The organism is Rhizobium sp. KNZ14-9A (assembly GCF_056755015.1).
Genome location: NZ_JBPGXB010000002.1, coordinates 962661 through 985651, shown reverse-complemented (window position 1 = coordinate 985651; position 22991 = coordinate 962661). Strand labels below are relative to the sequence as shown.

General features: G+C 62.1%; 22 protein-coding genes. 15 read left to right on the top strand and 7 right to left on the bottom strand.

The window, feature by feature from the left end:
• Nucleotides 1–19 precede the first annotated feature (19 nt).
• The 6 genes from ACR9ZQ_RS11020 to ACR9ZQ_RS10995 all read left to right on the top strand — a co-directional run bounded on the left by ACR9ZQ_RS11020 (nt 20) and on the right by ACR9ZQ_RS10995 (nt 8440).
• Complete coding sequence (locus ACR9ZQ_RS11020; protein WP_481427786.1) at nt 20–1219, top strand: diaminopropionate ammonia-lyase; 1200 nt, start codon at nt 20–22, stop codon at nt 1217–1219.
• Nucleotides 1216–2454 (top strand): allantoate amidohydrolase, encoded by a 1239-nt coding sequence (locus tag ACR9ZQ_RS11015; protein ID WP_481427785.1) that lies wholly within the window; start codon nt 1216–1218, stop codon nt 2452–2454. Before ACR9ZQ_RS11020 ends, ACR9ZQ_RS11015 begins: the two co-directional genes overlap by 4 nt.
• A gap of 4 nt (nt 2455–2458) precedes the next feature.
• The gene (locus ACR9ZQ_RS11010; protein ID WP_481427784.1) at nt 2459–3619 is read left to right on the top strand and encodes a M20 aminoacylase family protein; all 1161 of its coding nucleotides are present in this window, start codon (nt 2459–2461) and stop codon (nt 3617–3619) included.
• A 142-nt stretch (nt 3620–3761) separates the two neighbouring features.
• Nucleotides 3762–5270, top strand: coding sequence for an ATPase domain-containing protein (locus ACR9ZQ_RS11005; protein WP_481427783.1), 1509 nt, complete (start codon nt 3762–3764; stop codon nt 5268–5270).
• Complete coding sequence (locus ACR9ZQ_RS11000; protein ID WP_481427782.1) at nt 5236–7311, top strand: ATP-binding protein; 2076 nt, start codon at nt 5236–5238, stop codon at nt 7309–7311. Before ACR9ZQ_RS11005 ends, ACR9ZQ_RS11000 begins: the two co-directional genes overlap by 35 nt.
• Before the next feature lie 136 nt (nt 7312–7447).
• Complete coding sequence (locus tag ACR9ZQ_RS10995) at nt 7448–8440, top strand: SDR family oxidoreductase (protein ID WP_477920757.1); 993 nt, start codon at nt 7448–7450, stop codon at nt 8438–8440.
• A gap of 18 nt (nt 8441–8458) precedes the next feature.
• On the opposite strand, the gene ACR9ZQ_RS10990 is transcribed toward ACR9ZQ_RS10995, so the two are convergent.
• Nucleotides 8459–9331 carry a LysR family transcriptional regulator gene (locus ACR9ZQ_RS10990; protein ID WP_481427781.1) on the bottom strand — a complete coding sequence of 291 codons (873 nt, stop codon included), beginning with the start codon at nt 9329–9331 and terminating at the stop codon, nt 8459–8461.
• Nucleotides 9332–9429: 98 nt separating this feature from the next.
• Here ACR9ZQ_RS10990 and ACR9ZQ_RS10985 point away from each other — a divergent pair, with 98 nt between their 5' ends.
• From ACR9ZQ_RS10985 to ACR9ZQ_RS10970, 4 genes are all read left to right on the top strand, one after another.
• Nucleotides 9430–9639 carry a DUF1127 domain-containing protein gene (locus ACR9ZQ_RS10985; protein ID WP_481427780.1) on the top strand — a complete coding sequence of 70 codons (210 nt, stop codon included), beginning with the start codon at nt 9430–9432 and terminating at the stop codon, nt 9637–9639.
• A gap of 96 nt (nt 9640–9735) precedes the next feature.
• Entirely contained in the window at nt 9736–10209 is a 474-nt protein-coding gene (locus ACR9ZQ_RS10980; protein WP_113321311.1) for a VOC family protein, read from the top strand.
• Between the two features lie 294 nt (nt 10210–10503).
• Nucleotides 10504–10923 carry a GFA family protein gene (locus ACR9ZQ_RS10975; protein ID WP_113321310.1) on the top strand — a complete coding sequence of 140 codons (420 nt, stop codon included), beginning with the start codon at nt 10504–10506 and terminating at the stop codon, nt 10921–10923.
• A gap of 134 nt (nt 10924–11057) precedes the next feature.
• Nucleotides 11058–12926, top strand: a complete 1869-nt coding sequence (locus ACR9ZQ_RS10970; protein WP_310387283.1) for an ABC transporter ATP-binding protein — start codon at nt 11058–11060, stop codon at nt 12924–12926.
• Between the two features lie 138 nt (nt 12927–13064).
• Here ACR9ZQ_RS10970 and ACR9ZQ_RS10965 read toward each other — a convergent pair whose 3' ends face one another.
• Nucleotides 13065–13400, bottom strand: coding sequence for a winged helix-turn-helix transcriptional regulator (locus ACR9ZQ_RS10965; RefSeq protein ID WP_113321308.1), 336 nt, complete (start codon nt 13398–13400; stop codon nt 13065–13067).
• Nucleotides 13401–13524: 124 nt separating this feature from the next.
• On the opposite strand from ACR9ZQ_RS10965, the gene gstA reads away from it, so the two are divergent.
• Nucleotides 13525–14160, top strand: a complete 636-nt coding sequence (gene gstA / locus ACR9ZQ_RS10960; RefSeq protein ID WP_310387286.1) for a glutathione transferase GstA — start codon at nt 13525–13527, stop codon at nt 14158–14160.
• Here the strand turns inward: gstA and ACR9ZQ_RS10955 are convergent.
• Nucleotides 14157–14945, bottom strand: a complete 789-nt coding sequence (locus ACR9ZQ_RS10955; RefSeq protein ID WP_310387581.1) for a class I SAM-dependent methyltransferase — start codon at nt 14943–14945, stop codon at nt 14157–14159. The two genes, gstA and ACR9ZQ_RS10955, sit on opposite strands and share 4 nt — an antisense overlap.
• 114 nt (nt 14946–15059) lie before the next feature.
• Here ACR9ZQ_RS10955 and ACR9ZQ_RS10950 point away from each other — a divergent pair, with 114 nt between their 5' ends.
• Genes ACR9ZQ_RS10950 through ACR9ZQ_RS10940 form a run of 3 tightly spaced genes read left to right on the top strand, consistent with a single transcriptional unit; the run spans nt 15060 to nt 18013 of the window.
• A complete protein-coding gene (locus tag ACR9ZQ_RS10950; RefSeq protein ID WP_481427779.1) occupies nt 15060–16190 on the top strand; it encodes an ABC transporter substrate-binding protein in 1131 nt (376 codons plus the stop codon).
• A 6-nt stretch (nt 16191–16196) separates the two neighbouring features.
• Entirely contained in the window at nt 16197–17267 is a 1071-nt protein-coding gene (locus ACR9ZQ_RS10945; RefSeq protein WP_310387290.1) for a FecCD family ABC transporter permease, read from the top strand.
• Nucleotides 17261–18013 (top strand): ABC transporter ATP-binding protein, encoded by a 753-nt coding sequence (locus ACR9ZQ_RS10940; protein ID WP_481427778.1) that lies wholly within the window; start codon nt 17261–17263, stop codon nt 18011–18013. The genes ACR9ZQ_RS10945 and ACR9ZQ_RS10940 overlap by 7 nt, the downstream gene beginning before the upstream one ends.
• Before the next feature lie 140 nt (nt 18014–18153).
• Here the strand turns inward: ACR9ZQ_RS10940 and ACR9ZQ_RS10935 are convergent, their stop codons facing one another.
• The 3 genes from ACR9ZQ_RS10935 to ACR9ZQ_RS10925 all read right to left on the bottom strand — a co-directional run bounded on the left by ACR9ZQ_RS10935 (nt 18154) and on the right by ACR9ZQ_RS10925 (nt 20852).
• Complete coding sequence (locus ACR9ZQ_RS10935) at nt 18154–18930, bottom strand: hypothetical protein (protein WP_439015762.1); 777 nt, start codon at nt 18928–18930, stop codon at nt 18154–18156.
• A gap of 84 nt (nt 18931–19014) precedes the next feature.
• Entirely contained in the window at nt 19015–20328 is a 1314-nt protein-coding gene (locus ACR9ZQ_RS10930; protein ID WP_481427777.1) for an epoxide hydrolase family protein, read from the bottom strand.
• Nucleotides 20329–20411: 83 nt separating this feature from the next.
• Nucleotides 20412–20852, bottom strand: coding sequence for a VOC family protein (locus ACR9ZQ_RS10925; RefSeq protein ID WP_481427776.1), 441 nt, complete (start codon nt 20850–20852; stop codon nt 20412–20414).
• 232 nt (nt 20853–21084) lie between these two features.
• Here ACR9ZQ_RS10925 and ACR9ZQ_RS10920 point away from each other — a divergent pair, with 232 nt between their 5' ends.
• Nucleotides 21085–22035 carry an alpha/beta fold hydrolase gene (locus ACR9ZQ_RS10920; RefSeq protein ID WP_481427775.1) on the top strand — a complete coding sequence of 317 codons (951 nt, stop codon included), beginning with the start codon at nt 21085–21087 and terminating at the stop codon, nt 22033–22035.
• Here ACR9ZQ_RS10920 and ACR9ZQ_RS10915 read toward each other — a convergent pair.
• Nucleotides 22024–22929: a LysR family transcriptional regulator gene (locus tag ACR9ZQ_RS10915; protein ID WP_481429293.1), complete on the bottom strand. Its 906-nt coding sequence runs from the start codon at nt 22927–22929 to the stop codon at nt 22024–22026. The genes ACR9ZQ_RS10920 and ACR9ZQ_RS10915 overlap by 12 nt on opposite strands.
• Between the last annotated feature and the right edge of the window lie 62 nt (nt 22930–22991).

The following is a 22991-nucleotide window of genomic DNA, read 5'->3' as shown; positions in this document are numbered from 1 at the left end:
ACAGAGCAGCGAGGCCTTCATGTTCATCCTCAACACGACAAGCGATTATCGACATCAGCTCGAAACGGCAGATGCCAATACGCTCGGCATTGCCGCTGCCGCAGGCATAGAAGACCACCTGCGATACCGCGACGACAACGCCGAAACACCGCTGGTCTCGCTGCCGGCGCTGGCAGCCGCGTCAGGCGTTGCTGCGATCCATGTGAAGGATGAGGGAAAACGCCTCGGGCTCGGCAGCTTCAAGGCGCTCGGCGGCGCCTATGCCGTCATTCGCCTCGTTCTGGAGGCCGCCGAGGCAAGGCTTGAACGCAGGGTCGACATGGCCGAACTGCACTCTCCGGACGTGCGAAAAGTCGCGGAAGCCATGACCTTTGCCTGCGCCACCGATGGCAATCATGGCCGCTCGGTCGCCCAGGGTGCATCCCTCGTTGGTGCGCGGGCGTCGATTTTTGTCCATGCCGGTGTAAGCGACGAACGCGTCGCCGCGATTGCCCGCTTTGGGGCAGAGATGATCCGGGTGGCGGGAAGCTACGACAACTCCGTGAAGGAAGCCACCCGCGTCGCGAAAGAACGCGGCTGGACCATCGTGTCCGACACCTCATGGCCCGGCTATGAGCGCATCCCCGGCCTCGTCATGCAGGGTTATACGGCGCTGGTGCGCGAGGCGCTGAAACAGATGCCGCAGCCGCCCACCCATGTCTTCATCCAGTCCGGCGTCGGCGGCATCGCCGCTGCCGTCGCAGGCCATCTGGCGATTGTGCTGGGCGCGCAGCGTCCAGTCTTCACCGTCGTCGATCCCGCCCGTGCCGCCTGCCTGTTCGAAACCGCGCGTGCCGGCTATCCGGTCACCATTGCCCATGGCGAACCGACCGTCATGGCGATGCTGGAATGCTACGAGCCCTCCCTCGTCGCCTGGCGCATCCTGTCGCGCACCGCCGATGCCTTCATGACCGTCGATGAGGAGGATGCGATCTCCATCATGCGGCAGCTTGCCAACCCCTTGGGCAGCGATCCCCCCATCGTCTCGGGCGAAAGCGGCGGCGTCGGCCTTGCCGGTCTTCTGAAGGCGCTCGCCGATCCCGAGGCGAAAGCCGCCCTTTCGCTCGGCGCGGATTCGCGCATCTTCGCGGTGAACACGGAAGGCGCCACCGATCCCGGCCGATATCAGGAAATCGTCGGACGCTCGCCTGACGCGGTCCTGTCGCGAGGTGCAGCATGAGCAACACATCCATCGATCCATCGAGGCTCCTCGGCCGGCTTGCCGAACTCGGCGCGATCGGTCGCGATGCCGATGGCAGGCTGGTGCGCCTTGCCGCCTCCGACACGGACAAGCTCGGCCGCGATCGCCTCGTCACCTGGATCGAGGCTGCCGGACTGGAACTCGCCATCGACCGGATCGGCAACATCTTCGGTATCTGGGCGCCCGCCGGCACAGAGGATCGCCCGCCGCTGCTGCTCGGTTCGCATATCGATACAGTCATCGACGCCGGCATCTATGATGGCTGTTATGGCGTGCTCTCGGCCCTCGAAGTCATCGAAACGCTGAAGACATCAGGCTTCATCCCCTCCCGCCCTATCGCGCTTGCCGCCTTCACCAATGAGGAAGGCGTGCGTTACGCGCCCGATATGATGGGCTCGCTCGTCTATGCCGGCGGGCTTGATGTAGAAACGGCGCTTGCGACAACAGGAACCGACGGGTCACTGCTCGGTGACGAGCTGAAACGCATCGGCTATGCCGGTGAGAAAGAGCCGGGTTTCCTGAAGCCCCACGCCTATATCGAACTCCATATCGAGCAGGGTCCGGTGCTGGAGCGCGAGGGCATCCCCCTTGGCGCGGTGGAAAACCTGCAGGGCATTTCCTGGCAGCGCGTGACGATCGAGGGTGACGCCAACCATGCCGGCACCACGCCGATGACGATGCGCCGCGATGCCGGCCATGCGAGCGCCCGCGTCATCACTTTCCTGCGCGAGCGCGCCATGGCATCGAACACACCGACGGTCGCGACCGTCGGCTGCCTGGAGTTCCAGCCGAACGCCATCAACGTCATCCCCTCGCGGGCAATCTTCACCGTCGACCTGCGCGACCCGGATGAGGATCGGCTGCGAGAGGAAGAGGCAGCCCTGGCCCGTTTCCTCGAAAGCCTGTCGGCCGAAGAGCACGTCACGATCTCGGTGGAGCGGCTCGCGCGCTTCGAGCCGGTCAAATTCGACAAGAGGATCGTCGCCACGATCGAGGCAGCCGCCAGGGCGCGCGCCCTGCCCTGCAAGCGCATGACCTCCGGCGCCGGCCACGATGCCCAGATGATCGCCCGCATCGCGCCATCAGCCATGATCTTCGTGCCGAGCAAGGGCGGCATCAGCCATAATCCGATGGAATTCACCTCTCATGACGATCTCGTCGCAGGCGCCAACATCCTGCTCGATGTCGTCAGCACACTGGCGCAGGAGGAATAGAAAGATGGATCTCGACCGACTGGCCTCCGACATGCGCGCATGGAGACGCCACCTCCACGCCCACCCGGAATTCGGCTTCGAGGAAAAGCAGACCTCGGCCTTCGTCGCTGAAAAGCTCCGCGAATTCGGGCTTGATGATGTCGCGGAAGCTGTGGGCGGCACAGGCGTCGTCGGCACGCTCAAGCGCGGCAGCGGGAACCGCTCGATTGCACTGAGAGCCGATATGGACGCCCTGCGCATTCCGGAGCAGGCCGACCGGCCCTATGCCTCGCGCAACCCGGGCATCATGCACGCCTGCGGCCATGACGGCCACACCGCCATGCTGCTCGGTGCGGCCAGAATGCTCGCCAAAGACGGCGGTTTCGACGGCACTGTGCGCTTCATCTTTCAGCCCGCCGAGGAATGGGGCAAGGGCGCGCTGGCGATGATCGAGGACGGCATTTTCGAGCGCTTCCCCTTCGATGAGATCTACGGCATCCACAACCTGCCGGGCCTTCCCGTCGGTCATTTCCAGACGCGTCCCGGTGCCTTCATGTCGGCGGAGGATAATTTCGAGATCGTGCTCAAGGGCACCGGCGGCCATGCCGCCCGCCCGCATGCGACGAACGAGGTGCTGGTCGCCGCCTGCGCGCTGGTCGTGAACCTGCAGACCATCGTTTCCCGCCGCCTCGACCCAACCGATATCGGCGTCGTCTCCGTCACCGAACTCCTGACCGACGGCACCCGCAACGCCCTGCCGGGCCTCGCCCGCATTCTTGGAGATGCTAGAAGTTTCCACTCCAACGTCAGCGCCGAAATCGAAAGGCAGATGCGCATCATCGCCGAAGGCACCGCACAGACCTACAATCTCTCGGCCGAAGTCACCTACACAAGGGAATTCATCCCCCTGTTGAACGACCCTGCCCTCACCGAAGAGGCTTTCGCTGCTGCCCGCGATATCTTCACGCCCGCCAGCATCGAGGTCCGAAAGGAACCGATGACGGCCTCGGAAGATTTCGCCCGTTTCCTCGATGTCGTTCCCGGCTGTTTCGTCTTCTTCGGCAATGGTGAGGCCTCCGCGCCGCTCCACAATCCGACCTTCGATTTCAACGATGACGGCCTCCTTTACGGCGCAAAATTCCACGCCGGCATCGTCCGCCGGCGCTTGCCGCAAAGCGGCGCCTGACCGGCGGCTCCAAGCCTTTCCGCCGTCGACGCCGCCGGCGCGGTTACCGATCGGGACGAATCCCGTTTCGAAAATCAACGTCATCAGCAGTCTTGCTCCTTGAGCCTCCTGCCCTAACTCCTTGGCTGATATAGGAGACGGCATGGACCAAGTTTTGAGCAAGAAGGCGGAGACCGGAATCGAAGGACTGGACGATGTATTATTCGGCGGGTTTACACGTCGTCATGTATTCCTGCTGGAAGGCTCGCCCGGCACCGGAAAAACAACCATCGCCTTGCAGTTTTTACTTGAAGGCGCTGATCTCGGTGAGAGTTGCCTTTACATAAGTCTTTCCGAAACCGAGGAAGAGTTGCGCGACAGCGCCGCCTCGCATGGAATGGAACTCGGCGACGGCATAAAAATCTTCGAACTCGTGCCGCCCGAAAGCCTGCTCGACGCCGATCAGCAGCAGAGCCTCCTCTATTCGTCGGACCTGGAGCTGGGCGAGACCACCAAGCTGATCTTCGAGGCCTTCGAGCGGATAAAGCCGCAGAGGGTCGTCATCGACAGCCTCTCGGAAATCAGGCTTCTCGCCCAAAGCTCGCTACGTTATCGCCGGCAGATCCTGGCGCTGAAGCATTTCTTTGCCCGGTCGGATGCCACAGTCCTGCTCCTCGACGACATGACGTCAGATAATCTCGACAAGACCGTTCACAGTGTCGTTCATGGCGTGATCCATCTCGAACAGCTTGCACCCGATTACGGCTCGGAGCGTCGGCGGCTGCGGGTCATCAAATATCGCGGCCAGTCCTTTCGCGGCGGATACCACGACTTCGTCATCAAGACCGGCGGTGTGGCGGTATTTCCAAGGCTGCGCGCAATCGAGCACAAGAAGGGCTTCGAGCGAACGACCCTCTCGAGCGGTATCAAGGAATTCGATGATCTCCTGGGCGGCGGGATCGAGCGCGGCTCCAGCACGCTGCTGATCGGCCCGGCAGGTACGGGCAAGAGCCTGTTTACCCTGCAGTTCGTCGATGCGGCGGTCAAGCGCGGCGAAAAGGCGGCTGTTTTTATCTTCGATGAAGAGCTTGGGCTGCTGTTTTCGCGCACGAGATCGATGGGTATCGATCTGGAGAAGATGCACGACGACAGACTGATCCATATCGAGCAACTGGATGCCGCCGAGCTGTCGCCCGGAGAGTTTGCGCAACGTGTCAGGGATCGGGTCGCCAGCTACGACGCCAAGACCGTCGTCATCGACAGTATCAACGGCTATCAGGCATCGATGCCGGAGGAAAACGCGCTCATCCTTCACATGCATGAGCTTCTCCAGTATCTGAACCGCCAGGGCGCCAACACCTTCCTCACCGTTGCCCAGCACGGCCTCGTTGGCGACATGAAATCACCGGTCGATGTTACCTATCTCGCCGATAGCGTGGTCCTGCTGCGCTATTTCGAGGCGCTCGGAAAAGTGCGCCGCGCGGTTTCCGTCATCAAGAAACGCACCGGCAGCCACGAAGAGACTATCAGAGAATTCCACATCACCAATGAAGGGCTGACCCTCGGCGAGCCGCTCTCTGGTTTCCAGGGCGTGCTTCGCGGCGTTCCGACATTCATCGGAGAAAGACAGCCGCTTCTTGAAAACTCAGACGAGGACGGCCACCATTCCTAACAGCGATGCCATCGGCCTGATCCACGCTCCAATCGGGCGTGATGCGCAGATTGCAGCTTCACTCCTGCAGGAAGCGGGCGTACAACCAAAAGCGACGACCGATCTATCCTCCTTGGTCGAAAGCCTTAATGACGACGTCGCCTTTGCTGTCGTCACTGAAGAGGCGTTGCGTTCCGCCGATCTGCGCGCCATCTCCGCCTGGATCGAGCAGCAGCCGAGCTGGTCCGATCTGCCCTTCATCATCCTGACAAACAGGGGCGGCGGTCCCGAGCGCAATCCCGCAGCCGCCAGGCTGTCAGAGGTCCTTGGCAATGTCAGCTTCGTCGAACGCCCGTTCCACGCAACCACCTTCATCAGCGTTGCCCGCTCTGCCATGCGCGGACGCCGGCGGCAGTACGATGCGCGTTTGCGCATGGAGGCCCTCGATGCAGGCGAGCGCCGGCTTCAGACGGCTCTGGAAGCCGGGCGGCTCGGCGCATGGGAACTCGACCTTGCGTCAGGCGTGCTGACGACCTCGTCGACCTGCAAGGCCATTTTCGGCCGCCGTCCCGAAGACCCGTTTACCTACAAGGATCTGCTAAGCTCCGTTCACCCCGAAGACCGGGAGCGCATGGAGGCGGCAGTAAGCAAGACTGTTGAAACCGGCGCGGATTATTCCATCGAATACCGGACCATCTGGAGCGATGGTTCCGTTCATTGGGCCGAAATCCGGGCGCAGCTCTATAAGGATCGCTCCGGCAAGGCGATCAAGATGGTGGGCGTCTCCGCCGACATCACGGCGCGGCTGAAGGCCGAGGAGCACCAGCGGCAGCTCAATGAAATACTGGAGGAAAAGGTCGCCGAGCGCACGCGCGAGTTGGAGCGGGCGCATGCCGCGGTGATGGCGGAAGTCAGCCAGCGCGAGCGCGCCGAAGAGCAGCTTCGCCAGGCCCAGAAGATGGAGGCGATCGGCCAGCTCACCGGCGGCGTGGCGCACGACTTCAACAATCTGCTGATGGCCGTCCTCGGCAACCTTGAACTGCTGCGTAAATATGTCGGAGACGACATCAGGGCCGCCCGCCTGATCGACGGCGCCCTGCAGGGGGCGAAACGCGGCGCCTCCCTCACCCAGAGACTGCTGGCCTTTGCGCGGCGACAGGACCTGCGCATTGACCCGGTCGACATGCGCGCCCTGGTGCTCGGCATGGCGGATCTCCTGAAGCGCTCCGTCGGTTCCACCGTCCTGATCGAAACCACGGTTCCCGAGAATCTTCCTCTCGTCTCGGCCGATGCCAACCAGATCGAGCTGGCCCTGCTCAATCTTGCCGTCAACGCCCGCGACGCGATGCCAGACGGAGGCACGATCCGCATCGAGCTGAAGGAGGCGGAGCAGATTGCGCCGACCGATGAGCTTGCCGCCGGCAGCTACGTCGTCCTGACTGTCGCCGACCACGGCTATGGCATGGACAAGGAAACGCTGCAAAAGGCGATCGAGCCATTCTTTTCGACAAAGGAGCTCGGGAAGGGAACTGGCCTCGGGCTCTCCATGATCCATGGTCTGGCACTGCAGTTGAAGGGCGACCTGAAACTGGAAAGCATGCCCGGCAAAGGCACGACCGCCGAACTGTGGATCCCCGTCTCCACATCGGCCAGCGTCCATACCGAGCCTGATGACGCGATGCCGGCGGACCCAGACAAGGTCTCGGGCCCGAAGCGCATATTGCTCGTCGACGACGACATCCTGATCGCCATGAGCTCTGCCGATATGCTCACCGATCTCGGCCATGAAGTGGTCGAGGCCCATTCGGGGAAAGAAGCTCTCGAGTGCCTGGGCAGCGGCGCGGACTTCGATCTGATGATCACCGATTACTCCATGCCCGGCATGACGGGCGGAGACCTCGCCAAAGCCGTCCGCACCATAGCCCCCGGCTTGCCGATCCTCATTGCATCGGGATATGCCGAACTCCCGCCCGGGCTAGACCTTGACGTCGCCAAGCTCGGAAAGCCCTACACCCAGGATCAACTGGCCCAGGAGATCGGCAAGCTGATGGTCGCGCCCTGAGCAGGCCTGCAAACCGGTTGCCGACACGCAAATGCCTGCTGCGTCACCATGCCGGCCATTTTGCAGAAGACGGCTCATCGCTTTCGCGCTATGAAGATTATCGATAATCCTGCCCCATCCGACACGGAGATCCCTTATGGCTTTGAAGATCCTTTTCATTGGCGGCACCGGCCAGATTTCCTATCCCTGCGTCGAGCGCGCCGTGGCTCAAGGCCATGATGTCAGCGTGTTTAACCGCGGCCTGAGGGGCGATCCCCTGCCCGCTGGCGTCACCTCCATCGTGGGCGAGCTGGGATCGTCGGCCTATGTCGATCTCGCCAAGGCCAATTACGATGTCGTCGCCCAGTTCATCGCCTTCACGCCGGATCAGATCGCCCGCGATATCGAGATCTTCTCGGGCCATTGCGGCCAGTACATCTTCATCTCTTCCGCCTCGGTCTATGAAAAGCCGGCCCGCCATTATGTGATCACCGAGGAGAAGACACCGGCGGTCAACCCCTACTGGCCCTATAGCCAGGCCAAAATCGCCTGCGAGGAACTGCTGAAGAAGGCCGACAAGCTCGCCTGGACGATCGTGCGCCCCAGCCACACCGTCCGCACCGGCCTGCCCATCATGATGGGCGACAGCGACGTCATGGCCCGGCGCATGCTGGACGGCGAGCCGACCATCGTTGCCGGCGACGGCCATACGCCCTGGACGCTGACCCGCTCGGTCGATTTCGCCGTGCCCTTCGTCGGCCTGTTCGGCAAGCAGAAGGCGCTGCGCGATATCTTTCACATCACCAACGACCACGCCCATATCTGGGATCACATCCAGAAGGCGATCGCCAGGTTGCTGGGCGTCGAGGCGAAGATCGTCCATGTGCCGACAGACACGCTAGTCAAATATAATCCGGAATGGATCGGCCCGCTGACCGGCGACAAGGCCTGGACAGCGATTTTCGATAATTCCAAGGCCAAGAGTGTAGCCGGCGATTTCACCTGCGCCACAAGCCTGGACGAAATTCTGGAAGAGCCGATCATGCACCTGAAGCAGCGTTTCGCGAAGGGCCGCCCACCGAAGGGCGATTTCGATGCCCTGATCGATCGGATCTGCGCCGAGCAAAGCGCTCTCGGAGCTGCCGCATGACAGCTTAGTCAAAAGCCGTTACGCCTCGAATGCGCGAAGGCACTTCATCACCTCGCGCAGTCCCCGCGTCAGATGTTTGTCGCGCCGGATGACCATGCCGAGCTGGCGCACGAGCGGCGGCTGAACGGGTGACGTCACGAACCGGCCCCGGTCACGCTTCAGGGCAAGCCCCGGAAGTATCGACCATCCGAGTCCCGCGGCGATCAGTTCCTTGATCGCCTCGACGCTGCCGAACTCCATGGTGGGCTGGCTCCTGATGCCCGCAGCCTCAAACCATTCGTCGGTGGCCCGGCGCGTATTGCCGCCCTCATAGAGCATCATGATCTTGTCCGTGAAGAAATCAGCCGTCGGCCCACCCTCAGGCATCGCGCTCCCCTTGGGAGCCACGGCGACGAGCTCGTCCGCGTAAAAGGGTTCCATCTCGATGGAGCGGCCGGACGCCGGCAGCGTCACGACGGCGATATCGAGCGCATTGATTTCGAGATCGCGGACCATCTCGTCGGTGTTGCCGACACGAACCACGATTTCCAGACCGGGCATGCGTTTCTTGACGGCGGCGATCGCGCGGGGAAGCAGATGGATCGAGGCGGTGCCGCCGCTGCCGATCCGCATGCGCCCCACCGCACCTTGCCTGTAAGGCGTCATCGCCTCCTCGGCCGACGCGCATTCGCCGAGGATCCGGCGCGCATGGGCCAGCAGTTCGACGCCCGCCGCAGATGGCTGCGCCCGGCGGCCGACCCGCTCGATCAGCCGAACCCCCATCCTCTGTTCCAGCAATTTCACCTGCAGGCTGACGGCCGGCTGCGTCAGGCCCGCTCTTTCGGCAGCAGCCGTAAAGCTACCGAGATCGATGACGCTGACGAAGGCGGCAAGCTGGTCGAGATTCAGCATCAGAAGAATTCCTTATGGATTGCATAAGAACCATAAGCTTCCTTGCGGGCATGTGCCAGTCCATCTTGAACGCCCAAGACGAGTGCTGGAGATGACTGATGACGACTGACGTGGAAATATCGAGAACTCTAGATCGCGCGCCGACCGGTGGCGTCATGCGCCGCTGCCTGATGGGCATCCGCCTTTACCTGAACAAGCGCCGCGAAAGGCTGACGCTCTCCTGCCTGTCCGACGACGCGCTCCGCGATATCGGCCTCACCCCATCAGAGGCGAGGACGGAGGTCAACAAATCATGGTTCTGGGGATAGCAGCCGCAATTTTTTAAAATGGCGCGCTTGGACTGGAGAAAACCGCTTTGTCCCTTATGTCACTGCCATCAGGGGAAAACACCAAAGGACCGCGCGATGCACAAGAACACGATCTGTGTCTGGTATGACAAGCACGCCGAAGAGGCCGCCCGCTTTTACGCCGGGATATTTCCGGACAGCAAAGTCGGCGCCATTCATCGCGCCCCCGGCGACTATCCGGCCGGCCAGCAAGGAGAGGTGCTGGTCGTGGAATTCACGGTCGCCGGCATTCCCTGCATCGGCCTGAATGGCGGCCCCTCGATCAAGCATAGCGAGGCCTTTTCCTTTCAGATCTCGACGGAAAATCAGGAAGAGACCGACCGCTACTGGAACGCAATCGTCAACAATGGCGGCCAGGAAAGCGAATGCGGCTGGTGCAAGGATAAATGGGGCGTCTCGTGGCAGATAACCCCGCGCGCCCTGATGGAAGCGATACAGGCAGGCGGGGCGGAGGCAAAGCGCGCTTTCGACGCGATGATGACCATGCGCAAGATCGACGTCGCGGCAATAGAGGCAGCTCGCCGCGGCTGAGACAACAGGCCCTGCAACCGTAAGATCACGACGCCAGGGCGGCCGACTGCTCTGATCCCTCGAACAACAGCCGGGCCTGTTCCACAGGCATCGGCTTTCCGAGCAGAAATCGCTTCGAGCATGGCCTCCTATTGGCGTGTTCGGCTTGATCTCTCGCTTATGGCCCTTCCGGAAAGGTGCCGCCGCTGATGGCACTGCCGTCATTTCAAGGTGAGCGAATTCAGCTCAGTGCCCCGGCATATCCCCATAAAACTCCGAAACCTTCCCCAAACTTCGCAAAACAGGAGTCTCCCGATGGCCAATGCCCAATGCAGCTGCGGCGCGCTCAGACTGGCGCTGCCGGAGAAACCAAATGCGGTGATCGCCTGTCACTGCATCGAATGCCAGAGACGAACAGGCGCCCCCTTCGGCGCCGGCGCCTTCTATCCGGCCGAAGCCGTCACCGTGTCTGGCTTCGGCAAGCAATACACCCGCGATGCGGCAAGCGGCGGAAAGGTGCATACCTATTTCTGCCCGAACTGCGGCTCATCGGTCTACTGGAAGGCCGAAAACCTGCCCTCAATGATCGGCGTCGCCCTGGGAGCGCTGACCGACGGGAGCCAATTCCTCGCCCCTGCCAAATCGATCTTCGAGCAGTCAAAGCACCATTGGGTGCAGATCGACGCTGCCGACGAGCACTTCCAGCAAGGCAGCGTTGCGCGGCGGTCGAGCTGATGTTTCGCCCTGTGATCACAAAGATTTCCAAAATTTCTAATTGAGATTGCAGCCGGAAGATGATTCCATGCGGCCTGCGTCGCCCGATACGTCGCCCTCTTTCCGATGTCGCACCCCAGAGGCCTAAGTCGATTATGTCGATTTCAGATGCGATCTACCGTCCCTTCGAAACGCTGATCCGGCCGCTCGATATCCCCTACCGTCCGCTGCCGTCGAAGGGGCCGGTGACGGTGTTGCTGCACTTCATCTCGATGTTTCGTGGCATCCTGATCACGCTCGCACTTTGCACCATGGCGATCGAGGCCATGAATCTGACGATCGTCTGGGGCCTGTCGGTCATCGTCGATGGCGTCACGCAGCAGGGTGCCTCCGCTTTCCTGCACAATGACCAGCCGCTGCTGATCTTGCTCGGCCTGATGCTCTTCCCCGGCATCCCTATTGGCTCCTTCCTCGTCAATACGCTGAATTCGCATACGCTCGGCATCGGCATGCCGGCAGCCATTCAGTGGCAGGGCCACAGAGCGGTGGAGCGGCAGGATCTCGCCTTCTTCCACGATCTCTATGCCGGCCAGGTCGCCTCGCGCCTGCAGCAGGTGGCGTCCGCCGTCCAGCAGCAGGTTATGTCCGCCTTCCAGTCCATCCCGCGCTTCATCATGCAGATGGTCGGCTCCGTCATCCTTCTGAGCGCACTCTCCTGGCAGCTTGCGCTGCCGACCATCGTATGGATCACGCTCAACGTGCTGCTCGCGGTCAGGCTGGCACCTGTCTTCACCGAACGAGCACGCCGCTCCGCCAAGCGCCGCAGCCTGATTTCCGGCGCCGTTACCGATCTCTACGCCAATATGCAGATGGTGAAACAATTCGCCGCCGAAGACAGCGAGGCGGGCGCTATCCGAGGTATCATCGGCAAGGCGATCAAGGCCCAACAAAGCGAACAGCGCATCTATCGGACCGCAGAGGTCATCGTCGTCGTCCTCAACGTGATGCACTGGCTGGCCATCCTGTCGATCGGCTTTACCGGGCTCGTTGATGGCTTCGTCACGATCGGCGAATTCACTGCCGCCGTTTATGTTCTCAACCGGCTATCCGGTCACACGTTTACGTTCCTGCAAATGGGCCAGCAGATTTTCCAGGCGATCGGTACGATCAAGGACGCCATGCCGGTCATGACGACACCGCCCACCATCACCGACCGGCCGGATGCGCAGGACCTTGTCGTCCCGAACGGTGAAATCCGCTTCGACGACGTTCGTTTCGCCTACAAATCCGGCAAGCCCGTCATCGACAACCTGTCATTGACCGTCCGTCCCGGCGAAAAAGTCGGCCTCGTCGGCCTCTCTGGCGCGGGTAAGACGACGCTCGCCAATCTGCTCCTGCGCTTCTATGACATCAAGGACGGCGCGATCCTCATCGACGGCCAGGATATCCGCTCAGTCACCCAGTCGAGCCTTCGCCGCGCCATCGGCGTCATCGCCCAGGATGTTGCGCTGCTGCACCGCTCGGTCGGCGACAACATCCGCTACGGCCGGCCTGAGGCGACGCAGAAGGAGATCGAGGGCGTCGCGAAGATGGCGAGCGCCGACATCTTCATCGCCGATCTCGCCGATAGCGAGGGCCGCAAGGGCTACGAGGCCTATGTCGGCGACCGCGGCATCAAGCTCTCGGGCGGTCAGCGCCAGCGCGTGGCGATCGCCCGCGTACTTTTGAAGAACGCACCAATTCTGGTGCTCGACGAGGCAACCTCGGCCCTCGACAGCGAATCCGAAGCCGCCATCCAGGAGCGTCTGAACCTGGTGATGGAAGGCAAAACCGTCATCGCCATCGCCCACCGCCTCTCCACCATATCGAGCATGGACCGCATCGTCGTGCTCGACCATGGCCGCGTCATCGAGGAAGGCCGGCCGGAAGAATTGATCGAAGGCGACGGGCTGTTTGCGCGTCTGTGGAGACGACAGACGGGTGGTTTTATTCCGGAGGAGATCGAGGAGGTGGCGTCGGACTAGTCGGTGGAAGCAGAAGGTTGGCTTTGGGCACCGGCGCCCTCCTCCTCTCTTCCCTCATCAAGCCAGTTTGCAACTGGCTTGATGAGGGAAGTTGGGGGCCGCGTGGCCTTCCCAAAGGCGGCGCCTGCGCCACGACGACTACGACACTTCCACCACGTCCTCCCGCTCCAGCAGCCACTTCCCAAATTCCTGCATCACCTTCACCACAGGAACGAGCCGCTTGCCATCCTCGGTCAGCCGATACTCCACCGTGACCGGCACCGTCGGAAACACCGTACGCTTGATCAGCCCCGCCTCTTCCAGCGCCCGCAGGTCCAGCGTCAGCATGCGCTGCGATATACCCGGCACACAGCGACGCAGTTCGTTGAAGCGCCGGGGACCATCAAGCAGGAAATAGACGATCAGAAGCCGCCACCGGCCGCCCAAGAGCCGCATTGCCTCCTCGACGGTGCAGTTGGTGACGCTTTCCTTCATGCGGAATTTCCTCTGGTATAAAATATGTACCTACACCACAATATAGTGCCTTCTTCAAAAAATATCCTACCCTTCTAGATTGGCCGCGAACCAGAATCCTGGTGGACATCGAAAAGGGAAAACCATGAAATTATACTATCTTCCGGCCGCCTGCTCGCTCTCGCCGCACATCGTCCTCAACGAGCTCGGCATCGATGTCGAGCTCGTGCCTGTCGATAACAGAAAGCACACGTTTGGCGCGGGTGAAGACTTCGAAGAAATCAATCCGCTCGGCTACGTTCCCGCCCTCGAACTCGATGACGGCGCCATCCTCACCGAAGGTCCGGCGATCGTCCAGTACCTCGCCGACCTGAAACCGGAGCTCGGCCTGGCGCCGGCCAATGGCACGATGGAGCGCTACAGGCTGCAGCAATGGCTGAATTTCCTGTCCTCGGAAATCCACAAGGGCTTCATTCCCCTGCTCTACGCGCGGCTTGCCGGCCCCTATGTCGAGACGGCCAAACCGAAGCTCGAAAAGCGCTATGTCCATATCGACGCCGAACTTGCCACCCGCCCCTATATTGCCGGCCGGGCCTTCACCGTTGCCGATGCCTATCTCTTCGCCCTCACAGGCTGGGGACAAGCGCCATGGCTCGCCTCCTACTACAGGGCGGATATCCACTTCGACGCCCTGTCGAACCTGCAAGCCTGGTACGAGCGGGTGCAATCCCGCCCCTCCGTTCAAAAGGCGCTTCAGGCCGAAGGTCTGGTGAAGGCTTAAACGACCGGCTTCGTCGCGCAGATCGCGAAGCGGTCCTGCACCATGCGCTCCAGCCCGCGCAGGAAGGGCATCTTGCGCGCCTGCGCCCAGTGGATATCGGAGAGCTTGCGGTCGACGACGATATTGTCGAAGCCCGCCTGGCGCAGCAGCTCGACGATCGCTTCGGCCGGCATCTGTTTGGAGAAATAGACGCGCGAGCGGATGGCCTGGTGGCGGGCCATCATCTCGGGCTTCATGTGGCTCGCCGGCGCCTTGCCGGTCAGCTTTGTCCAGACTTTCTGCAGGCCCTTGACCCAGGTCTCCTTGCCCATGTTGCCGTCGACGATCAGGACCTTGCCGCCGGGCTTCAGCACGGAGAACCACTCGCGGAAGGCCGAGGGTGGATCGACCAGCGTCCAGACGAGATGGCGGTTGGTGATCACGTCGTAGCTTTCCTTGGCCTCCATGGTGTTTTCCGCATCGCCCGAGACGAAGCGAATATCGGTGCCGCGCTTCTTCGCCTTGGCGCGCGCCTGCGCCAGCATGGCATCCGACCAGTCGAGCCCCGTCACCTTGAAGCCCGCCCCATGCATGAGATGAGAAATGACCGCCGTGCCGCAAGCAAGGTCGAGCGCCGCACGCCCTTGCCCTTCACCGAGATGCTTGCGGATCAGCCGCTGCCAGCCCCTGCGCTCAGCTTCGGAAAAGATTTCGTGGCCGACGCTCTCGTCGAACGTGGCCGCCCTTTCCGACCAGAAGTCCCGGATTTCATCGCGAATAGAGTAATTTGTGTTCATCGTGTTCATCATCTTCACCCCGGCACTGCACTACTTTGGAAAAGCTCTAAAACATAAAACTTGATTCCAAAAGTCAATTTTTCTATGCCTCGGGACATTACCAAGGACGGGGAGAGTTTCCAGATGAAATTTATGAAATTGCTTGCGGTATACGCAGTTGCAGGCCTGCTGCCACTTTCGGCTTTTGCCGATCCCTTCACCATCAAGGATGTGGCTGGCCGCGAGGTCACCTTCGACAAGCCGGTCGAGCGCGTGATCCTTGGCGAAGGCCGCATGCTCTATGCCGTCGCCCCGATCGAGAAGGACGATCCTTTCGCCAAGATCGTCGGCTGGCGCAATGATCTCTGGACGACCGACAAGGATGGCTTCAACGCCTATGTCGAGAAATTCCCTAGGGGTAAGGACCTGCCCTTCCTCGGCAACCTGACGGATGGCACGCTGCAGACCGAGACGGTTGTGGCGCTTCACCCCGATGTCATGCTGCTGCCGATCGGCAACAAGAAGGCCGCCGACGAGGTAAAGCTCGAGGACACGCTGAACAAGATCGGCGTGAAGATCGTCTACATCGATTTCCGCGAGCACATCCTCGCCAATACCGAGCCGAGCCTGGAGATCCTCGGCAAGCTTTTCGGCCATGAAGACCGCGCCCAGGCCGTCGCCGCCTACTGGAAGCAGCAGATGGCACGCGTCACCGACAAGCTGAAAGAAGCCAACCCCAAGAAGCCCAATGTCTTCATGTATCGCGCCGCCGGCCTCGTCGAGTGCTGCGGCACCTTCGGCCCCGACAATTTCGGCCTGATGGTGGATTGGGCCGGCGGCCACAATCTCGGCTCCGATTTCCTGCCGGGCTACACCGGCTCGATCAATGCCGAACAGGTCGTCGCTTCCAATCCTGACGTCGTCGTCGTCACCGGCTCGAACTGGAGCCAGACCAAGGATGCCAAGGATTTCGTCAATGTCGGTCCGGCCGCTGCCGCCACCATCGACGATAGCCGCAAGGCGCTGGATGCCCTCGTGCAGAACCCGGCCTTCACCGGCTCCAAGGCGGTTGCCGATAGCAATGTGCATGCGATCTGGCACCAGTTCTACACGAGCCCCTACCAGTTCGTCGCCGTGCAGCAGATGGCCAAGTGGTTCCACCCGGACCTCTTTGCCGATCTCGACCCGGATGCGACCTTCAAGGAATTCCACGAGAAGTTCCTGCCGGTCGCCTATCAGCCGGGTTACTGGGTCGACGCCAAGGCCGGAAAGTAAGGCGAGATGGCAGAGATCGCCGTCGCCCCGATCGAGGTCGAAGCAGGCAGGGCGCGTTACCGCGCCCTCGCCCGCCGCAAGCTTGTGATCCTGTTTGCCATGACGGCCGCGCTCTGCCTGTCCTTTGCCGTCGATCTCGCCTGGGGGCCGGCTCGTTACGGCCTCGGTGAGGTCGTCACCGCCCTCCTCTATCCCGACTCCGTCTCGGCGCAGGTCCGCGCCGTCGTCTGGGATATCCGCATGCCGGTCGCCGTCATGGCGATCGTCGTCGGCGCATCGCTCTCGGTTGCCGGGGCGCAGATGCAGACGATCCTCGCCAATCCGCTGGCAAGCCCCTTCACGTTAGGCATTTCCGCCGCCGCAAGCTTCGGTGCGGCCCTTGCCATCGTCACCAGCGTGCCAATCCTGCCGGTCGCGGCAGGCCTGCTGGTGCCGGTCAATGCCTTCATCATGGCGCTCGTCGCCACGCTCTTCATCCATTTCATCTCGCAGGCGCGCGGCGTTTCGGTGCAAACAGTCGTGCTGCTCGGCATCGCCCTCGTCTTCACCTTCAATGCGGCTCTCGCCTTCCTGCAATATCTCGCCTCAGAACAGGCGCTCTCGGCCGTCGTCTTCTGGACCATGGGCAGCCTCACCAAGGCCACCTGGCCGAAGATCTGGATCACGCTTGCCGTGCTGCTTTTCGCCCTGCCGCTCTTTGCCCGCCATGCCTGGGCGCTGACGGCGATCCGCCTCGGCGAGGACAAGGCGGCGAGCTTCGGCGTCAATGTGCGCCGCATCCGGCTTGAGACGATGCTCATCGTCTCGCTGCTGGCGGCCGTTCCCGTCAGCTTCGTCGGCACGATCGGCTTCGTCGGCCTGGTCGGCCCGCATATCGCCCGCATGATCCTCGGCGAAGACCAGCGCTTCTTCCTGCCGGGCTCGATCCTTTCAGGCGCACTGCTGCTCTCGCTGACCTCTGTCGTCTCGAAGTCCATCATTCCGGGCGTCGTCTTCCCGATCGGCATCATCACGGCGCTGGTCGGCGTGCCCTTCTTCTTCTCGCTCATCCTCTCGAACAGGAGCCGCTCATGGTAGCGCTTCAGCTGCAGTCGGTCGGCGCCTACCACGGCCGCAAGCTCTTCGTCGAAAACGTAACGACGCCCAAAATGATGGCCGGCGAGCTCGTCGCCGTGATCGGCCCGAATGCCGCCGGCAAGTCCACCCTCTTCAAGCGCATCACCGGCCTCCTGAAAGGGCCGGGAAACGTGCTGGTCGAGGGCGCGAAGACCAAGAACGCCATCAGCTACATGCCGCAGGATACCTCGGCCAATGCGGTGCTGACGGTCTATGAATCGATCCTGCTGGCCCGCAAGCAGGGCCAGTCCTGGGGCGTCAGCGATCAGGATCTCAGGCTCATCGACGACGTCATGAAGGCGCTGAACATCGAGGCGATCGGCTTCCGCGATCTTGGCGCCTTGTCAGGCGGCCAGCGCCAGCTCGTCTCCATCGCCCAGGCGCTGGTGCGCGAGCCGGAGATCATACTGATGGACGAGCCGACCAGCGCGCTCGATCTTCATCGCCAGGTGGAAGTGCTCGATTTCATGCAGCGCCAGGCCCGCAAACGCGGCATGATCGTGCTGATCGCCATCCACGACCTGAACCAGGCGCTGCGCTTCGCAGATAAGGTACTGATCATCCAGAACGGCCGCATGCGCGCCTGCGGCAAGCCGCGCGAGGTCGTCACCGTCGACATGCTGCGCGAGGTCTACAAGATCCATGCCCGCATCGAGAAATGCTCCAGGGATCATGATCACGTCATCGTCGACGGCACCGCGCATTAAGGCATGTCGCGCAAAGTATGAAGCGGCATTCGGATAATCCGATGCTTGAACAAAAACCTTAAAGCGGCAGAGATGATTCCGTTTTCCTTCCGCCGCTCTAAGGGGGCGCCGGAAATCCGGCGCGCCGATGTTTCAGACCATTATCGACCGCGCGGCAGCGTCTGCTCCTGCCGCATGCCGTCCACGTCCTGAGCCTGGCGAAGCTCGCGCTCTGCGCGCTCCGTGGATTCCTCCACCGTGCGGTGATGTCCGGTCGGCATGATGTCGTCACGCAGCTCCTGATCGAGCGGTGCCTCGTCGTTGAGATCATAGGCACGAACGCGCGGGGAATTCGGATCGAGCCGGCGGGTATGACGTCCCATCGGCGTGGCCGGGCCGGCCATACCGGCCGCACCGGCTGCAAAGACGTCATCCTGCACAGCACTTGCCTGCCGAGCACGCTCGGCATCATCAGCTTCACGAGCCTGGCTTGCATCATATTTCGAGGCTGCAAAAGCCTCGTTCGACTTGCTGATATTCCAGCCCTCTGCGCGCCAGAGGTCCGCACGTTCGTCCATGTCGATGGAGCCTTCGTCGTCGAGAATATCGTATGCGATACCGTAGGTGGCATCATCGACCTCGACGGAGATCAGAAAGCCGCCCCGGCGCAGGCCTTCGGCATAGACCGACCGGTCTTCATCCGGAAACAGCCAGTCCTCCAGCTTCGACCAGAAACCGCTGCGGTCGTCGCCGGCAACGCCTGCCTTGTCGCCATCCGCTTCATATCCCCGCATCATTCTGACACCGGTGATACCCAGGTTCTTCAGCCGGTCGATCGCCCTGTCAGCGTCATCGCGGCTGTCGAAGAAAGCGGTCAGCGTACTGCGGCCCCCGCCGCCTGAGAATTCGGGGGCGCTGTCATTATGGAGATTACTCATTGGGATTCCTCCTCCAGGTCTTTCCTCTTCGCAAACGGTCGAAAAAGCTCGATGTTCCCAAGCGCTCGCGGAAATGCGATCTGCCTATGAGCGCAATGTCCTGAATGCGGCTCGGACCTCCTGGGCGAAGAGTTCCGGCTGCTCCCAAGCTGCGAAATGCCCGCCTTTTGCAGCCACATTGTAATAGATCAACTGCGGATAGGCTCTGCCGAGCCAGTGCCGCGGCGGCCGGTAAACCTCGCCGGGAAAGACCGTGACCGCGACCGGAACCTTGACCGGCTCCAGCTTTGCGCCGGCCGCGACATTCTCCCAATAGATGCGCCCGCTCGAGGGCCCGGTGTTGGTGAGCCAGTAGAGCGTGATATTGTCGAGAATGGCCTGGCTGCCGAGCGCCTGTTCAGGATCTCCGCGGGTAAACACCCAGTCGGCGATCTTGTCATAGAGCCAGGCCGCAAGCCCCACGGGAGAATCCGCAAGCCCGTAGCCGATCGTTTCCGGCCGGGTTCCCATGATCGCAGCGTAGCCGAAGCCATTGGCGAGGAAATCCCGGGCTTCCATGAAGATCAGCTTCTCCTCTGGTGACAAGCTGTCGGGTGCGGCCGCCCCGCTCATCAGCGCCTGCGCCGCATCCGGCGGAAAGGTGGTCGCGCGCTCGACCCTGTTGACGTGGATGCCAAGCAGCCCCTCCGGCGCCTGTCGCCCCAGCGCATCGCTGATGATCGCGCCCCAGTCGCCGCCCTGCGAAACATAGCTGGTATGACCGAGCCGTTTCATCAGCGTATCCCAGGCGGCCGCGATGCGTTGCGGGTTCCAGCCCGTTTCCGTGGGCTTGCCGGAAAAGCCGAAGCCGGGGATCGAGGGGATCACCAGATGGAAGGCATCGTCAGCCGTGCCGCCATGCGCGGTCGGGTCAGTCAGCGGGCCGATCACGTTAAGCAGTTCGAACACCGATCCCGGCCAGCCATGCGTCATGATCAGCGGCAGGGCATTCTCGTGGCGGGAGCGGACATGGATGAAATGGATATCGATGCCATCGATCTCGGTCACGAATTGCGGAAAACCGTTCAGCTTCGCCTCGGCTTTGCGCCAGCCGTAGGAAGACTGCCACTCATCCACCAGCGCCCTCAGCCTCTCCGGCTGCACGCCCTGCGAACGGTCGCGCACGGTCTCGCCGTCTGGCCAGCGGGTGGCGGCAAGCCGACGCTGGAGATCGGCAAGCGCGGCCTCGGGAATATCGGCCCGGAACGGCCGGATTCCGCCGGCGAGCGCCTCTGCATCGACGGGATCGGCCGCGCCCGCAGGCGACGACAGCACCACCGTCAACCCGGCCGCCGCGCCCGCAAACAACAGCGAACGCCGTGACACCCTTAGTCTTGCGATTGATTGCCCTGATTTCATGACTTGCCTCCATTCCATCGGAAGGTTCGCAGCCGCATTTCGGACGCCTGGCATCATGCGCCTGAAATACGCCGGAAGCGATCTCAGGCTTCGTCCGGCCCGGCGCAATAGACCAGGAACTTGTTGCCTTCTGGGTCACGGAAATAGGCGCAGTAAGGCCCCTCGCCATTCTCCCCGCGTGGCCCCGGAGCGCCCTCATCCGAGCCGCCGGCCTGTAGTGCCGTTGCATGAGCCTCGCGCACCTTTGCGCGGGAACGCGCCTCGAAGGCCACCATGCTGCCATTGCCGGCACGTGCCGGCCTGCCGTCGAAAGGCTTCACGACGCCGAATTCCAGCGTGCGCTCGCCGTAATAGACGGCCCGGCCCGGCTGGACCAGAAAACGGCCGATGCCGAAGACGGCCATGAGCTTGTCGTAAAATTCCCCCGCAGCCTCGAGATTGTCGGTACCAACGGTCGAGTGACCCGGCAGACCGCGCACCCTTTCGGGCTGAGCGATTGTCAGATTTACGGTCATATCATTCATGTCTCATCATCCTTTCTTGGGGACGCGGGGCCATCCCCCGGCGTCGCTGATGGCGATGATGTACGGCGCGGGCCGATCGCCCGGTACCGGGGGAAAATGAGAGGCAGACTCTCATGGCCGCGGTCTACCGACGGCAGGCGCGATGCACGATCCTTATCATCGAGAATTCACCCCGATCGCGGCCATGAGGCTTCTGAGCGAGTATGGCCGCCGGAGAGGAAGGACAACGGATATGCTGACATCATCACTTGGACCATTGCTCGTAGCCGCTGCAATCACAGGCGCCACACTCACCCCCGTAAGTGCCGGCACGACCGAAGCCGCAAACCCCGAAATCGGCACCATTGCCATCGGCGGGGATATCACCCTGCGGCGGCTCGTCGTGCACAATCCGGCGCCGAAAGGCACCGTACTTTTCCTGCACGGCTTTCCCGAAACCTCGCTCGTCTGGCGCGACATTGCAGCCGCGCTTGGCGACGAATTCGAGGTGCATGCCTTCGACTGGCCGGGATACGGCCTGTCATCTCGGCCAGCAGCCGAAAACTTCTCCTATTCACCGCGTGATTATGCCGGCGTGCTGAAGGCCTATATCGACAAAGCTGGCATCGACCGATCCACACTGACGATCTACGCCGCCGATATCGGCGCCCTGCCTGCCCTGCTCCTGGCCCTCGACGAGCCCGACATCGCAAGGCGCATCATCGTCGGCGACTTCGCCCCCTTCAATCGGCCGGCCTATATGCATGAGCGCCTGCAGAACCTGAAGGCCGAGCCGGCGGCTTCCAAGTCCCGCGCCGCCATGAACCAGACGAGCGACGAAATCCTCGAGAACGCTTACCGGCGTGGCCTGCCTGACGACAGGCAGTTCGATCTCGCCGCCGGCGTCAAGGAAGACATGGTCCAATGCTGGAGCCATGGCGCCCTCACCTCCGCCGATGCCTTCTACCATTATTATGCGGCCTTCACCCGCGATCAGGATCTGCTTGAAGCATACCTCGGAAAGCTCAAGACGCCGGTAAAGGTGATATGGGGCGAAAAGGACATCTATATCGACAGCCGGATGGGCGCGGAATTCGCCGAGAGGACCGGCGCGACACTCGATATCCTGCCCGGCATCGGCCACTATCCGCACCTGCAGGCGCCGGAACGGGTTGTCGCCGAAATCCGCGCCCTACTGGATTGAGCCATAGGTCCGGCAGGCCTCCCGCAGCCGCGGCAGCGTCCAGTCGATGAAGGAGCGCACCTTGAGCGCCAGAAAGCCCTGGCGCGAATAGACAATATGGATCGGCTGCGGCGCCCCGGCATAGTCATCAAGGATCGGCACCAGAGCCCCGGAGGCAAGTTCGCCGGGGACCTGGTAGTCGAAAAGCCTGGCAATACCGGCTCCGCCCACGGCGGCGGCAACGCAGTTCGCCGCCGTATTGACCTCGATGCGATGGCGCGGCACCACCTCCACCGGCCGGCCATCGATATCGAAGGTCCAGAAGAAGGTCCTGTTATTGAAGATAATACCGTCATGATCGGGCAGTTCGCCCGGATGCTGCGGACATCCGCAACGCCTGAGATAATCGGGGCTCGCGCAAGTCAGCAGCCGAAATTCGGCAACCTTGGCGGCATAGAGCGAACTGTCTGCCAGCGCTCCCAGCCGGATGGCGATATCCACCTGCTCGCTGACGAGATGAACGGTGCGATCGAGCGACAGAAGGTTGAGAGACACTTCCGGATGCTCAGCCAGAAAACCGAGCGCGATCGGCAGCACATAACGGTTGCCGAATTCCACCGGCATGGTGATCGTCAGCGTTCCCCGCGGCCGCTGATACTCACCGGAAGCCCGGCGCTCTGCCTCCTCCAGTTCTGCAATGATCTTGCGCGCCGCATCCACATAGTCGCGCCCGGCATCGGTGAGTTGCAGGTTCCGGCTTGTGCGGATGATGAGATTGGCGCCGAGCAACCGCTCCAGCTCGGCCACCTTGCGGCTGACGCTCGGCAGCGGCGCATTCAGCCGCTTGCTGCCCGCCGACAAACTGCCGGCATCGACAACGGCAAGCAACACGCGCATGGCATCCAGCCGATCCATCCCCGCAGCCTTCATCCCGCCTTCCCCGCGGAAAATCTTAAACCTTCGAAACTCCGACCGAT